Consider the following 15,094-nt stretch of genomic DNA (forward strand, 5'->3'; position numbering starts at 1 on the left):
TATCATTTTCACTAACTGGCTTTTGAGTATTTTAGCTGATTGACAAAATGCACTTTTACTTAACCTGTCACGGGTGAGATCAAGCTTTTGTGCTGGGTGAATCTCCCAATGGGAATCTCCTCAAAATTAATAAAATTAACTTTTATGATTTTTCTGGTCAGATATTCAATGATCAAGATTACCGAAAACTGACTATCGAAACCTCAGCTTCTAAAACTAGAGATGCTGTATTTTTGAATGGTGAACCCCTGGGAGTATTGCACTTCAAAAAAGACAAAGACGCGCTCAGACAGCTTGGACTGCTCAAAACCGGACAACTTACCCCAGCACCCGCTATTATTCAAAGTAATTTTTCTGTTATTTGCGCTCAAATTGACCCTTATACCGTTGAATATCCCCAGAAATGGACGAAGGAATTTCAGGCTTTTGGGACTCAATCAGTTAATTCTGAACAACAAGAGATGATTGAGAGTAGTGCTAAAATTCTCCATCATATTAAAGAGCGTCCTACTTTCTTATTTTCTATAGAATCAAACAAAAAACTTGGAGTCATGGGCTTGGCTGTTGACAACCAGAAAGCTGAGACTGTGACTAAATGGTTAACTGCTCAAAAAGTTGAATGGGAGCAAGTACCAACAGAAGATGTTATCAGGGAAACTAAAAAAGGTCTAGCAGTATTTCACTTAGTCAGCAGTTCAATTCCCCCTAAAACTTTGGAGAACATGACCAATAAATTTGGGGCAATTATTGAATCGGATGGTGACTATCAACAAAGAGTTAACTCCTTTGCCACACGACCACAGTTTTTGAAACCTCCATCTCAATCAGCACAATCCCCGCCTCAACAAAGCGCTCAATTCCACTCAAACCAAGATATTCAAAATGTCGCCCCAATAGCCATTAAAGGCAAACCGATTCCGATGAACTACCCTTTAATGATGCATGGTGAGCCGAACCCACTACCTGTAAATACTTGCATTGATGCCATGCGCGGATACGGCAGAACTCATACCACCAGAGCTTATCAACCATACAAACAGTATGGGTTTAAGGAAGGGGATATTGCTCTGGCGACAGGCATTGATAAGCAAGTCGCCTTTCGAGTCGGTAAGCAGTATCAAATCACACCTGATATGATTGCTGACCCCGTTTATCAACAGCAGTGGGCTGATATGGAAAAGCACTCACCCAAGGCATTACCAGAACTGTTCACGGGCAAAGGGCAGGTCTGGGGGCTACATCTTGAACCCTTGGGGGATTATGTGGAGGGTTTTATAGTCCCGTTTCCTGAACCACAAAACAGAGCCGTACCCAAGCAAGAAGTCCAACCTCAATCAGTTACTATTGATGACTTGAGAAATTGGTACAATGCCGCAGATAAGTTAGGGAAGTCGGAGAATTACAAAAAACGCATTGTAGAAGTGGCTTATGGGTTTAAAGCTGGTGAGCAATTATCAGCCGAAGCGTTGACAGTAATGAATAAAGATACATCTGAGCTTGAAGCCGTCAGTCGGCTGACTCAAATTGCTCAAAGAATTGGCATGGTCTGGGGTAAGTCTGATGAAAATGGCACTCAAATTGAAGGAAAGATTTATGATTTGGCTTTCAATACCCAGCAGAGAGATTTAACTATTTTGCAGAAAAATGGGGAGGTAATTTTAAATTTACAATCTGGCAAGGTGTGGACTAATAAAGTTACACCCCAGATATTGCAAACTTTTGAGGACGCGAATAGTCAGATAGATAAAATATTAGAGAAAAATAAAAGTAAAGAATTAGAAATACATGGTTAACAATTCAAAATTCACGCATTCAAAATTAAATATATTTCAGACGGGGGATTTAAACCCCAACTGAAATTGGGGCTACCTGTAGAGGTAGGGGTCTTAAACCCTTTGATTTACGATAAGTTAACTGACTCAGCTAAATATCCGAGTCGATGAATATTTAAGGAATTCTAAATTAAAACAGAGAATATTTGGTGGAATTAATGGAAGACATTGATGTAGAACAAGGGCAATTGTGGTATGACAAAGGAATGGAGCATCTCAAATCAGGAAACTTATCTGGACTGATGGAGTGCTTCAGAAATGCACTTTATTTCTATCCTAATTTTGCCGAAGTTCACAATACTATAGGGATGATTCAGTTTCAAATCGAAAAATATGAAAATGCGATTCAGCTTTTTGATAACGCATTAGCGATGAATCCGAATTTTGCTGAAGCTTATAATAATCGAGGATTAGCTCGGTCAAAAATCTGTCATAAGTCAGAATTTCCCCAGGTGATTGAAGATTACACTAAAGCCATCGCTCTGAATCCCAAATTAGTCCAGGCTTATCTAAATCGGGCTGATACGTATAAAAATTTAACTGGTGACAACCCAGCAGCTATCTTAGATTACAATCAAGTAATTTCACTTGACCCAAACTGTTTATCAGCTTATATAAATAGGGCGAATATTTGTTTTTTATCTGGGGAATTAGAAAAATCCCTCTTTGATCTAGAAAAAGTATTATCTCTAGATGCTGATTGTGCAGAAGCATACTGTGGACGAGGGATAGTCAGATTTCGTCTGGGCGATATTGAGGGCGCAAAAAAAGATTTATTTAAAGCTTTTGGTTTGTATGAGGCGCGAGGGAATATGATTTACTGTGCTTTTACTCGAAGTTTGATTATGGAGCTTTTTCGAGATCATGAAGTTTACAAAGATTTGTTTGGAGTCGAAAGTAGGATAGTTAAATTAAAAAAGTAGCCACTTTTGTCGAGTGGCTACAAATTAAATTCTTTTTTCATTTCTTTCTGCGATCGCAAAGAGCGAGAAACCTTACAGCAATAATCCCTTCAATAGGTCTTTAAGTTAGTATCTTTCCTTGTCCGCTTTGGCACGGTTACGCCAAATATGCTAAATACAAAAGTAAAACAACTGCCAATGCAAGATTTAAGTCAGTGCAGGAATCGCGTTTTACTTCACTTTGCTTCCCGTACAAGAATGGATATTGGAATTCCGCCTTGGTTATCTCGGTCGCTACTGGAGCTTAATAAGCGTTGTTGGCTTATTAATCGGCTTTTTGCTCTGTGCGCTGATATTTGTGCCATTGATTATTAATGGGTTTAATTAAAATTAAACTGCAAAACATTCTTCAAAAAATGGATAAAACTTGTTCGCTAACAACTCAAACTTTTCTCCAATACAATCAGGGCGAGCTATTTTATAACCTTTGCCATTGTACCAATCAGGATTCATCGCTGGAGAATAACACAGATAAGCGGTGCCATCTTTGTAGTACCCAGATATAGTTAAGATATTTATTTTAGGTAAATAATTTACTTGAAAATTTCCGACAGCACGGTTTTTACTTTTAAAAGTAATAGCTAAATTAGTGTCAAAAATATTTTGAGAGTCTTTATGTAAGGATTTTAAATACATTTGTGGTACAACTAAAGCTGCATGAACCTTACCGATTTTTCGAGCAGATAACTGAAACTCAGTGTTGCTAAAAACTTGTTCAACAATCTTAGTAATCTCTGTTTGGAAATCTATCTGTACAGTGTAAAGGAGTTGTTCTAAATCTATATTGAGCATTACTTTTCCTTTGAATATTCAACTGTTATCAAGAAAAATTATGAAATTTTTGACAAAGTGATTAATGATTACCAACCAGAGGAGCTAAATTGATATTTATCTTAGACTACATACGGCACAATCTATTTTCCAGAAATACACTGAAAGTAGAGCAACTTGCTAGTGCCCAATCTGTTCTTTATTAGCTCACCATCAGCTTTACTGACAGAGACAGATTAGCTCTCGGTCGAATGGGAGTAATGTTTTTCAGTCGTTGCGGCAACTGATGAAGCGCAATCGCCCCTTCCTCCCGTTGCCTCTGCCGATAATCAAGTAAGTTCTGAGCAAACACGAGATCATCAGTATTCAGCCGATAATACCGAGATGGCACAGAGTTAAGGATGAAATGTGAATGTTATGCAGATGTTACAGGGTGCGATCGCGGTAAATTCTTGACAAAAAGCCTGGAAACAAACGCCTGTGAGCGTTACGGTATATTCAAAGCAGGTTATAAGGGCTTGTTCGGCTGAAGCTGTAAGGCAGCTGCAAAATTTGTTGATAAGTGATTTCTCGGTAAAGGTGTGTGCAAGTCTAAATAAATTATTAAGGGAATACCCAGGTAAGATGGGTAGAAATTGGGTAGTTCTGCGCTATTTTTACCCAAGCGATTGAGCGATAATTATGTGTATAAAAAGCGCTGGCAAAGATTTTAAGCTGGCATTTAATAAACTGCAATATAAAACAGATCCCTGGATTTTTACAGGGCTTTTTAAATTGAAAACTCAGTTTTCGAGTTTAAAAAAGTGAATGATGGTTTGATTGTGTGTAAGGATTCAGAAGTCAGGAGTCAGAATTCAGGAGACAGCCAGCCAAAACATTTCAAGATTTGATAGTTTGGCAAGGTGATACTTCAGGATTAATGCTTCAACTTGAGAAGTTAGTAGGTTATGCTAATTCCATTCTGAATTCTGAATTCTGACTCCTGAATTCTTACGATTGTATCTTTTACAAACAAATGAAAGCGAGTTTTAATTAGCTGGATTGGAGTTGAGTACAAGATCAAGTAAAGTACGAGCAGGTTGTGATTTAAATAGTGCAGCTTGGTGGTCACTATAAGCACGAACTAGGCGATTAAGCGTGCTGGCACCAGTTTTGGCTTTTTCAATTTCTTCACCTCTGACGATTTCGCCATCAAGCATCTGCTCAATCACAAGTTTAATATCACCAGCTTCAAGGCGGACTTTTTGTAGCTTTTCTAAAGTGCTAAGTAAGGTTTTGAGTGAATTTAAGATTTCGTCACTATCTAGAGCATTTTCCACTGATTCAGCGATTCCTTGAGTTTGTGTCTCATCTGGAAGTGTCAGTAATTCAGCAGTAGATATTTTAGGTTTTGTCTCAGATTCGCTTGCCATTAATCCTGACTCAAGAAATCTTTCTGAGTGTATCGTTTAATTTAGCTTTTGTTTAGTATGACTTTTAGAGAGTAGCAGATTCAGGTATGTTGTAAATTAGCCTCGGCGAAACAGAGCTTCTAGATAAACCTGGGAAACACGGCGATCTCCATCAGCATTTTGCAAGAGAAACAGTGAGATAGCTGCGGTAATAAGGCGATGTTCATCCCAATCAGGATGCTGTTCTAGATAGCTGTTTAAAGACTCATGTAGTGTTTCAGGAAGATTAGTCAAGATGTTTTGTATTGAGTTCATGCGATCAAAGCTTCCGAAAAAGCAAATCAATAGGGACAATAAGCCAGAGGTGAAGAAAGGGAAGGGGGGAAAGGGGAAAGGGGAAAGGGAACCAGTGACTTAAAAGCTCTTGTTTTAAATATGGACCGGAGGCGGAGCGGCTCCGGCTCCGTACTGCTAAGTGATCGCACTACATGCCTTAAAAATCTTCTTTTTTTATTCTCCATATTTAAAAATAAGGGCTTAATAGCTTTTGGGGAAAAGAACATTAGTGTATTGCCCTTTCCCCCTTTACCCTTCCCCTTTAACCCTTCTTGGTGATGCAGTAGTTGTCCTGTTTCACCCCATTCTTTAGTTGTCAAACCACCGTGCTAGTAACTGAATAGTTTTATACAGTCGATGTTCAAGATGGAATAGACGGCAAAGGCTAGTCGATTTATTGTGTGCTGACTGGCTCGGTTTGTCAATGTTGCAAAATATTAAGCATAAATATAGAAAAAATAAATAATTACGTGAAAGCTAGGGTTAGAGATAGATTTTCTTTACGCAACTTAACAAAAACTCCGTAAGACAGACTGATGGCTACAGTCATGACAAAATCCCCAGTGGATGAATAGAAGCCGATTATCTTGTCAAACAACTGTGGAAAACAGTAGGAGTAGCTGTGGAAAGTCTGTGGAATCAGTTAGAAAAAGTAGAGCTAATGATAAGAATTGCAAAAAGTGACAATGTAATCTCTGCGATTCTCAGGGGCTGAAAATACAGTAGATCCTATGCTACAGACAAATCTTTGGCTCAATGACGACTCAAGTTGAAAAATTCTTTTCGCGTCACCGTTGAATAACCTCGTGTGTAATTAACAACTTCCTCTGACGATTACAAATCAAAATCAAGGCTGAAGGTTTCCGGTTCAGAATCTTCTTCTTTCTCGTCTGCAAATGAAGTTTGAGTCCAAGAAGTGAGTTGGTTATCTTCAGTATTAATCGGTGGGGAAGATAAAAGTTGTGCAGGTAATCCAGCCTTGATGAAAACAAAATAGCAATCAACTATAAAGTAAAGGGTGTCCAGGTAACTTTTATCTAGTTTTTGCGATTCTGCAAATATGCGCTCTCGGTAATTATCTTTGAGGCGAACTTTTTCCGGTGCTAAGTCTTTTTTATCTGCCATTGTTATAACTTTACTTAAAAGATGTAGTAGTTGGGTTCTTACTGTTAATGGTTTTTGCCATCTCTAAAAGCCCAGAGACATTGGCTTCTACCGGATTGTCCAGGATTTTGAAGCCGTTTTTCTCCAGCAGCTTCTTAAATCCTGGTAAGAGACAGCCTCCACCAATCGCCCAGATTTCATCCCCCTGGTGCTTGGCATCCAATGTGAGATTCACCACTTTCTTCAAGTATTTTTCATACCAATCTTTTAAAGAAGCGCTGTATATATCTTTGATATCGATGTCACGGCTGTATCGGGTATGCCCCATTTCCAAACAAAATCGGATAATGGAAGGATCTCCGATTTTTCCGCCATTTAAATGTTTCATTTTTTGGGAGATATCATCGATGAGAACTTCTACACCGATGGGGTAAGCAGTGTGAACTTCTCGCTGACCCCGGTTGTAACGAGAATACAGGGTCGTACCATTGCCAAAGTCTAAAATAGTTAGCTTTTTGGGTAGTGGATGCCCAAACAATGCACCCATCCCCTCTAGTACAACTTTAAGTACTTCTACTTTCACGTCTGATTGTTTGCCAGCAAGTATTGGCTGATATTCTCCATTGAGTACTTTTTGTAGTTCTGATGCCAGAGCAACATCATGTAAGCTGACGACTAATTTTAAGTGCCAAGCCTTACGGTGTGGAAGATGTGCCAATGCACCGAATAAAGTCAATAATGCGTTATTGACTTTATTTTCATTATTGTCTGTGTTGCGGTCAAAATAATTTCCTGTACGGTAAGCTGACTCTCCAACTGTGTAAGCACTACCGTTGAAAACTACACGTCCTGGAACATCTTCCATTTCTGCATTAGTTATATAGCTGGGGACACGAACTACTTCAAAGCCATCGACTAAAAGTTTGAGACTTCCGTAACCGTTATCGAAACCCGCCGGAAAAATTTTTTGTAACGTGTGAATGTTTGACATAAATACAAAAGTAATACACTTTGATTTGTGAAAATTATCTGTTCAAGCGATCTGCAAGAGCAAGAGAAAGGAGAATAAAATAACTTCACCCTTCTTTCCTAATCTCAAGAGCTTATCATAACCACTTGGGGGCTAAATGGGGTACAAAATGTTAATCAGTCAAATATACCCCATTTAGCACCTATATATACCCTATATAGGTGTCAAAATGTTACCAAAGTCTTAATCTATTGTTGGGGTATATATAGCCCCTATATAGCCCCCAAAAAGAATTTTTGAAATTTCTTTTATCAACGGAGCAGAAATTAATTTAGATCATCGTTGACTGTTTGATTTATTCTTTTTATTACCAATTTACTTTCCCGCAAGATGTAGCTCTACCCTGATCCACTTGGAATTTACTTACAATAAATTGGTCACTTTTCAAGAGATTGTAAGACTTGAGATTGTCGGGAGGACTTGTAAGTTCAACACTGGCAGTTGAAAAGCAATTCAGTCTTTCACTCTAACTTCTTGCTGACTGCGTAACGAGTGGGTTACTACTTGCTTACAGGTTCAGCTTTCTCTACTGAATTATCATTCACACCCAAAGTTAATTCCAAAGGAATTTTTTGGGGATAAGCTTTTACTACTTGCCGATAAACATCATAATTAGTAGGTAGGGTCTGCTGAGAATTACCCACTCCATAGGTCAGTTTGTACTTTACATCTCTGATTAATTCGGGCTTGCCTGCCTCTTCTTGAGGTCTTTTGCGTTGTTCAACTTCATCAACACTTGGTCGAGGCGGTAAAGTAGGCCACCATAACCCTCTGTCATCTGGGCCAACAACAGCTCCTGCCGGTTTCAATCCATTCCGATTCAACATTGAAGTATTCGCAAAGATTTCAATGCGTGGCTGTGGTTGGCTAGTTAGATCATTGGCATACTTGACTTGCCAGGTGTAACTGGTGAGTGCTGTAGTTTCATACTGTTCAGCAGTAGTAGTGCTACAACTAGTTAGTGTCAGTGCCGTTAGTGCAGTTATTATAGAGGGTAAGATTTTCAACTTTTGCATTATCAATCGTAAATATCTCTTACTAATCACTCTTGAAGAGGTAGTGTGCCATCATTGCTGCCAAGGAGAAGGAATCGCTGTTGCCCTTAAGCACTTCCCTTGCTTGCTTTTAAATCTCCAATGAAACTTGATAGGAAAATCTAGGTGATAATCCTAGCTTAGACACCTAATTTACTCACTTTCTAGCAAGCTTTCTATCTGAGACAACAATTTATCTAACTGTTTTTGTTTTTTTGGATTTGACCAGACCTTAGTTTTTTGAACTTGGCTTAATATAGATGTAATGCGTTGTTTAACGGGAGCAGATTCAGACTCCTCCTGCTGAGGTTTTGCATTGTTAAAGCTACTAACTCGTTCTTTTATTTGATTTAAAGACAGTCCAGAACCAATTGCTTCTGCAAGCAAAGTTTTCCGAAGCTGTTCGTTTTTAACTCGTGCAATCATTCGTGATTTAGTGTACTCAATTTTTCCAGAGCGAAGTGCATCTAAAATATCTTCTGGGAGCTTCAATAGAGGAAGACGGTTACTAACAAAAGATTCCCATCCCATCAGGCCTAATTCAGTAAACACTGCTTTAATAGACTCAGCTTCAGGTTGACTGATAACGTTATCAGTCAGGCGAGATACATCATTTTGCATCCGGTAAAGTAGTGAAACTACCTCGGCTTGAGTGCATTGTAAACGTAATGCCAATAACTGCAAAACTGCTTCTGTTTCTTCAACTGGATTTAAATCTTCTCGCTGAAGATTTTCCACTAAAGCAATAGAAATCGCCTCTGAATCAGTTAAATCCCGGATAGTAACAGGAACTTCCAATAACCCAGATGCTTGGGCTGCTCTATAACGTCTTTCTCCAGCTACCAATTCATATTGCCCATCCTGATCAGGTATGGGACGAATCAGTAGATTCTCTAAAATGCCATATTCTTTTACCGATTGAATCAGTTGATCCATTTTTGCTGGATCAAAATAGCGTCGTGGCTGCTTGGAAGGAAGAACAATAGAGGATAGCGCCAACATTGATGCTGGCTGCTGTGATTCACCTGCTGTTTCCGAGGTTTCAAATACAAAATCTTTAAGGTTTCGCCTCTTAGTGGACATTTAGCACCTCCAAAGCTTCGACAAACAAAGACTCATAATCTGCTGCGGCTTCCAAAGCTGCTTTTCCTGACATTTGAAATACCGTATATCCTTGTCCAGGAGCATCTGCGATACATTGTTTTTGATAAATAGCAGCTTTCATGACCTGTGTTCCTGTTGCTTTAAGTACTTCTCTTGCTTCTCGTTCTAAAACCGTTCCTTTAGTAGCTCGACTTAAAAATAAAGCTGCTTTAGGATAACCTGACCTTAACTCAGTTGCGTGTTTGATAAAACGCAATATTTTCTGACTACTGTGTAAATCTAAACCAGAAGGCTGGCAAGGGACTAAAGCAAGGTCACAACGAGCCAATATCGCTTTAGTAACTTCAGAAAGAGAGCCAGGGCCATCAATGACTAAAGCAGAATAGCTACTTGCTATCTGAGGAATCATTTCAAACAAATCTTCTGGATCTTGAATTACCTGACAATCTAGCCCTAAAGATTTAGCCCAAACTGAACTGCTTTGTTGAGCGTCGGCATCAACCATCAGCGTTTTTTGGCGTTGGCTAAACCAATAGGCCATATGAACAGCAGCTGTTGATTTGCCGACACCTCCTTTTTGATTAGTAAAAGCGACAATCATAATAATGAGATGCAAATACGCTTCTTGTTATTGCTGCCTATTAGACAGCATGGTTATTATCTACCGATTGTTCCATCTCGTAAACTATTTACGTAAGGCATTAAAGTTTTTAACTTGGCATCATTCTATGACAAATATTCAAAAGAGTGGAAATGAAGCTACGATTGCTTATAAGACTACGCGAAATACAATAGGCAATAGCTGAGAAGAAAAATAAAAACCCCAACACTTTAGCTGGGATTGAGGAGATATAGCGATATTCAAAGCGACCAGAAAATAGTCGTTAATTAGCTCCCATCCCAAGCACTCGTAGATCAGGTTAGTCTACTTCATAACCCTATACTGATGATAAAATTAAGAGAGATTTTTGGAACATGCTTTTGTAAAGCGCCTTCAGTCTCCCCATGTGAGAATTTGGTAGCCGTTTGTGGCAATAAATCGTACAAGTAACATTAATTACACAACACTTGTAACTTTTCCAGCAGCCTATTTACTTAATGATTGTTATCTTAATATTCACTTCGCTCTATTTAGTTGATAGATAATCCTCATAATAGTGGGTTTTTCTGATTCACAGCGCTCATAGCTCTCTCGTTAGAGTATGAGCGCTTTTGCTTGCTAATCAAGCTACTACTTGCATTGGCTATAGGACTTCTATTTGATTTCTGAACGGGTTTTAGGGCAAAATCCCTGTTGGATATAGATTTGAGTCTCAGTATGTTGTCAAAATTCAAACCGGATTCCTATATATAGATGTGAAGCTTAAACTTTGTCTAACTTTGCAAAAGTCAAATATCTATCTAAATGCTTGAGGGTACATCTTGTTTGATTCTCCCCTAATTCTCCCCTTTTAATGCTTAAAGTTCTGAAACTGATTAATTTTACTCGAACTGAAAAGCTAGCTTTATGAGATTTGTTCCCTTAATAGATTCTCTTCTGATTGTTAGTTGTATTAGCCTAATGCCTTGTGTTGGTAGGGCCCAAACAGATGCTGTTATCAACGGAAAACCAATAGCTATCAATTTTAACAGTTTACCCACTAACTCTACTGATATTAGTTTCCTAAAGGGTTCGGAACTTGTTTATTATGCTTACCAGGGAGGTCTTTTACAACAAGGTATTCCGAGTGGAGGAACATTAGTACTTAAAACTTTAAGCGGAAATATTCTTGCAAAAGACTTGGTAAGAGCGGCTGTAAATGCAAATAAATTACCAGCACAAGTTTTGAATGACCAAAATTATCTAAATTCTGTAGGCTTACAACTTGAAGCATTACCTGATGAAGCTGCTCTTGATTGAAGTTATAACCATCTGTTACGAAAATACTAGTATCACGGAACTCGTAAAATACTTAAAGAGTATAGCTTTGAATAAATTCAAATACTTATCTATCCACATACCAATACTTTGGTTCGTTTTTGGAACGGACAACTTGTCCACTTCTGGCACAACAGAAGCGTTAGATGCAGTTTCCAAAAAGCATTCTTCCCTAACTATAATTACGCTTTAGAATTTTTAGCATTACACATAGTTGTATAACTGCACAATACCAACAGAAGCGATCGCTGTTTCTAAAATTGCCTCACCGTTATCTAATTGGCAAGCTTTTTCTTCTACTCAAAATCCCCATATTGAGGAGGACTAGCTCCAAGCCGCTTAATCGCAAATTTCTCACAAACAATAAAAAATCAATTCACATCGCTTGATGTAAAACATTTTTTGATACATCATCAATTGAAGTTCCTCGCTACCGCTAACGCTACGCTATCCGCCAGTCGCACAAAATACCTTTTCTGTATTCTGGCGACTGACGCATGTATTCTGTTTTGATGAAATTAATAAATTACAGTACACAGTTTGATAAACTACTTTAAGTTAATTAGTAGTAATAGTGCTAATCTTGGTCAGATGCAAATAGAAGAAATTTTAGCCCAACTAGAAAATAACACTAAGGAATTTCCTCGTTTAGCGTTAGAAAGAGCCATTGAAGAGCGAGAAACCATTACATCTATATTAATAGAAATTTTAGACAAACTGAGTAACAATTTAGAAGAGCTACTAGAAAAATCAGACTATATTTTACATATCCATGCTTTATATTTACTGGCACAATTTAGGGAAGTAGCAGCATATCCTGCAATTATCAAGTTTTTTTCAGTTCCTGGGGATGTGGCATTAGATGTAACTGGAGATATAGTAACTGAAGATTTATGCAGAATACTTGCTTCTGTTAGTGGCTCAAATATTGAGCCGATAAAGCAACTCATAGAAAATCCAGAAGCCAATGAATATGTAAGGGGTGCTGCATTAGAAGCATTATTGGTTTTAATAGCTCAAGAAGTCATTACTAGAGAACAGGTGATACAATATTATGCCAAGCTGTTTTCTACTTTAGATAAAGAAGATTATTATATCCAAACTACTTTAGTAACCAATAGCGCACAGCTTTGTGCAGTCGAACTGCAAGAACAAATAGATCGGGCATTTGAAGAAGAATTGGTTGATTTGTTTTTTATTGACCAAGAAGATGTAAGCACTTATCTAGTAGTAGAGAGAGAAGAAGCTTTAAATAGACTACGTAACAATACAAAGTATTCTTTTATTAAAGATATAATCTTAGAAATGGAGAGTTGGAGTTGTTTCCAACCAGAAGAGAGAGAGCCATCATATAATATTTTTATTCCAGAAGGATTTAGTCTTGGAACATCTGAAAAATCTAAAAATAAAGCTAGGGATAAGAAAAAAATGCAAAAGCAATCTCGGAGAAAAAATCGTTCTAAAAAGAAATGAGTCATCAATCTTAGCAAAATTTTTTGAGCTTCACTAATAATGATAAAAAACTTAGAATTTTTTGGAATTATTTTTCTTCATTAGGATACCAACCTGCTGGAATAATTTCAAAATTCCAAACATCTTTGAAGACATATATGCGTCCGATCATTTCCGATGGGGAAAGCAAATTTTTGTCGCCTTCCTTCCAATCTTTTTTATCAACTGTTCCCATAACTACATAGTTATTACCTACAATTTGAGGATTTGTTTGGACAAAAGTAGCAGCCATCAATGGCTCAATCTCCTGTTTTTTAGCAATAATTAAGTCGCAGCTTGGGCAATATTTACACTGTTTATTTAGTAAAAATAGCTGCTTAGGTTCAATGTGGATTACCAAAGGGAACTTGCGTAACTTAGTCTTAGTATCGCATTTGGGGCATTTAGTGAACGCACAATCACTATAAGGATTGAGAAAAAAGCGATGCCGCTTTTTAATTGTTTTATCTGGCTTTTTATTAACGCTATTTTTAACCATACTACGATGAAAGCTTGATTAACTACATTTGGTTTTTAACATAAGGTTAACTATAACGAGCGTGAAGAATTAAGACTTACTCCTAACTAAAAATAGTGAGTGAGGTTGAGCTATTGCCAGACATTAAATGGTTGCTAGCTAAAGTTACCAACAGAGCAGAAGGAGCGATATTAGTCTTTTGAACATAGCCAGATACAGATGCTTCAATCACATCATCGTGCAACTTGGTTGCGGTAAGGTATTGTCAGCTTACCGCAAATTCACACTACAGGACTTCATGTCCCAACCACGCTTAAGCAATTCTTCATCTTTTCGAGACGATCTGAACAACAACCGCGTTGAAGCTACCGTAGCGTTTCCGTGAAAGCCTTGATGGTTTGCTGTCCACGTTGTGCATTTCCCGTAGCCAAGAAGTCTAAGATTGCGCCTTGAAATAAGTGGAATAGCAATAAAGCAGTAGTTTTGTCATTTGTGAGATTAAGCAGAGAATCTATCCATTTTTGGCTCTCTTGCTCTACGAAACGTTGTGTTTCTGAATCGCCTTGTATGGCACGTTGATTTAGCTCCATCGTCAATTTCAGCAAGCCCAGCATGTCTGGTGAAGTCAAATGGCTCCACATTTCGAGTAATGGTTCTGCCAGACAATCTGCTCCTACAAGCGACACGCTTTGAAATGACCATAGCTTTTGGCGCAAGCGAGTCTCTAACAGACCAATGAGTTGTCGCTCGAATTCTTGCTTGGAACCAAAGTGGTAAACAAGCATTCGTCCGCTAGTCCCGATTCTCTTAGCGATCGCGTTAATGCTGGAGTCGAATGCTCCCACTGCGATCGCAGCAGCTAGACATTGTTCTAGAAGCTCTTGCTTCTTCTGAGGTTCAACAGGTCGGCTCATGAGTTGACAGTTAACGTAACAGCTATTACACTAACAATTAACGTAATGACTATTACATTAACATCCCATGAGTACAAAAGAGAGGCTTGGCTTCATCTCCTTTGGTTTCGTTATCTGGGCAGCAGCAACGTTAATTTATCGCATGGTTGGTTCATCCTTCTTTGAAGGTTCTGCTGCTGGGTATTGGCTCAACGTAGGTTTGACGGGCATTTTATATGCCGTCGTTTCTCTGGGGCTGATGAAGTGGCGGAAGATAAAACAGCAAGATTGGTTACAAGGTGCAGTTTGTATTGCTTTGCCAGGAATGCTGGGCGAAATCCCAATTCTTGCTGGTTTTTCAAAAATTATGAGCAATATGCAGCCTGAAACAGCAGGGCGATATGCAGCTTTTCTGTTTGGAGGATACTCAATATTAATTGGCGCTGCTTGGTTGCTGTCTGCAAAAGCCAGTTCACAATCTATTTCTAATACTCCATTTGTAGGTACAGAGTAATAAGATGTTTACTGGCTTCAAATTATACTGATTATTTTTGCAAGCGTTCTATCATCAGACGGGAAAATCTTGTAGAAAGCTTGTGTTACTTGTAACTTGCAATGATTTCAAGTATATGTGTGCAGCCCAAATTTTCTCAAGAGCTAGAAATAATTTTTTCTAAGAGGGTGTTTATAAAATAAATATTAAGCAGGCGAGCAACAATGATTGCGGGCTAATCTACGTAACATAAGATT

At 38.3% G+C, this 15,094-nt stretch carries 15 protein-coding genes; 5 read left to right on the plus strand and 10 right to left on the minus strand.

Annotated elements, in window-relative coordinates; translation table 11 throughout:
• Positions 1-89 precede the first annotated feature (89 nt).
• Together ACEYW6_RS33580 and ACEYW6_RS33585 are read left to right on the plus strand one after the other, a co-directional pair.
• Positions 90-1,793, plus strand: a complete 1,704-nt coding sequence (locus tag ACEYW6_RS33580) for a hypothetical protein (protein ID WP_412983203.1) — start codon at positions 90-92, stop codon at positions 1,791-1,793.
• A 197-nt stretch (positions 1,794-1,990) separates the two neighbouring features.
• Positions 1,991-2,755, plus strand: coding sequence for a tetratricopeptide repeat protein (locus tag ACEYW6_RS33585; RefSeq protein WP_412983204.1), 765 nt, complete (start codon positions 1,991-1,993; stop codon positions 2,753-2,755).
• A 369-nt stretch (positions 2,756-3,124) separates the two neighbouring features.
• Here the strand turns inward: ACEYW6_RS33585 and ACEYW6_RS33590 are convergent, their stop codons facing one another.
• The 8 genes from ACEYW6_RS33590 to ACEYW6_RS33625 all read right to left on the minus strand — a co-directional run bounded on the left by ACEYW6_RS33590 (position 3,125) and on the right by ACEYW6_RS33625 (position 10,165).
• Positions 3,125-3,586, minus strand: coding sequence for a hypothetical protein (locus tag ACEYW6_RS33590; protein WP_069070603.1), 462 nt, complete (start codon positions 3,584-3,586; stop codon positions 3,125-3,127).
• Positions 3,587-4,593: 1,007 nt separating this feature from the next.
• The gene (locus ACEYW6_RS33595; RefSeq protein ID WP_069074866.1) at positions 4,594-4,977 is read right to left on the minus strand and encodes a hypothetical protein; all 384 of its coding nucleotides are present in this window, start codon (positions 4,975-4,977) and stop codon (positions 4,594-4,596) included.
• Between the two features lie 96 nt (positions 4,978-5,073).
• Complete coding sequence (locus ACEYW6_RS33600) at positions 5,074-5,271, minus strand: DUF2811 domain-containing protein (RefSeq protein WP_412983205.1); 198 nt, start codon at positions 5,269-5,271, stop codon at positions 5,074-5,076.
• Between the two features lie 855 nt (positions 5,272-6,126).
• The gene (locus ACEYW6_RS33605; RefSeq protein ID WP_412983206.1) at positions 6,127-6,417 is read right to left on the minus strand and encodes a hypothetical protein; all 291 of its coding nucleotides are present in this window, start codon (positions 6,415-6,417) and stop codon (positions 6,127-6,129) included.
• Positions 6,418-6,427: 10 nt separating this feature from the next.
• Positions 6,428-7,387 (minus strand): ParM/StbA family protein, encoded by a 960-nt coding sequence (locus ACEYW6_RS33610; RefSeq protein ID WP_412983207.1) that lies wholly within the window; start codon positions 7,385-7,387, stop codon positions 6,428-6,430.
• 539 nt (positions 7,388-7,926) lie between these two features.
• On the minus strand, positions 7,927-8,442 hold the full coding sequence (locus ACEYW6_RS33615; protein ID WP_412983208.1) for a hypothetical protein: 516 nt from the start codon (positions 8,440-8,442) through the stop codon (positions 7,927-7,929).
• A 171-nt stretch (positions 8,443-8,613) separates the two neighbouring features.
• The gene (locus ACEYW6_RS33620; protein WP_412983209.1) at positions 8,614-9,543 is read right to left on the minus strand and encodes a ParB/RepB/Spo0J family partition protein; all 930 of its coding nucleotides are present in this window, start codon (positions 9,541-9,543) and stop codon (positions 8,614-8,616) included.
• The gene (locus ACEYW6_RS33625; RefSeq protein ID WP_190947416.1) at positions 9,533-10,165 is read right to left on the minus strand and encodes an AAA family ATPase; all 633 of its coding nucleotides are present in this window, start codon (positions 10,163-10,165) and stop codon (positions 9,533-9,535) included. Before ACEYW6_RS33625 ends, ACEYW6_RS33620 begins: the two co-directional genes overlap by 11 nt.
• Positions 10,166-11,071: 906 nt before the next feature.
• On the opposite strand from ACEYW6_RS33625, the gene ACEYW6_RS33630 reads away from it, so the two are divergent.
• Together ACEYW6_RS33630 and ACEYW6_RS33635 are read left to right on the plus strand one after the other, a co-directional pair.
• Positions 11,072-11,464 (plus strand): hypothetical protein, encoded by a 393-nt coding sequence (locus ACEYW6_RS33630; RefSeq protein WP_069074069.1) that lies wholly within the window; start codon positions 11,072-11,074, stop codon positions 11,462-11,464.
• A 609-nt stretch (positions 11,465-12,073) separates the two neighbouring features.
• Positions 12,074-12,955, plus strand: a complete 882-nt coding sequence (locus ACEYW6_RS33635) for a DUF1186 domain-containing protein (RefSeq protein WP_412983210.1) — start codon at positions 12,074-12,076, stop codon at positions 12,953-12,955.
• A 67-nt stretch (positions 12,956-13,022) separates the two neighbouring features.
• On the opposite strand, the gene ACEYW6_RS33640 is transcribed toward ACEYW6_RS33635, so the two are convergent.
• Both ACEYW6_RS33640 and ACEYW6_RS33645 read right to left on the minus strand, forming a co-directional pair.
• Positions 13,023-13,472 (minus strand): hypothetical protein, encoded by a 450-nt coding sequence (locus tag ACEYW6_RS33640; protein WP_104899221.1) that lies wholly within the window; start codon positions 13,470-13,472, stop codon positions 13,023-13,025.
• 344 nt (positions 13,473-13,816) lie between these two features.
• A complete protein-coding gene (locus ACEYW6_RS33645) occupies positions 13,817-14,365 on the minus strand; it encodes a TetR/AcrR family transcriptional regulator (RefSeq protein WP_412983212.1) in 549 nt (182 codons plus the stop codon).
• Positions 14,366-14,432: 67 nt separating this feature from the next.
• Here ACEYW6_RS33645 and ACEYW6_RS33650 point away from each other — a divergent pair, with 67 nt between their 5' ends.
• On the plus strand, positions 14,433-14,858 hold the full coding sequence (locus tag ACEYW6_RS33650; protein ID WP_392476139.1) for a DUF5367 domain-containing protein: 426 nt from the start codon (positions 14,433-14,435) through the stop codon (positions 14,856-14,858).
• Positions 14,859-15,094: the final 236 nt, after the last annotated feature.

Origin of the sequence: Nostoc sp. UIC 10607 (assembly GCF_047228265.1) — a bacterium.
Lineage (GTDB): Bacteria > Cyanobacteriota > Cyanobacteriia > Cyanobacteriales > Nostocaceae > Nostoc > Nostoc foliaceum_A.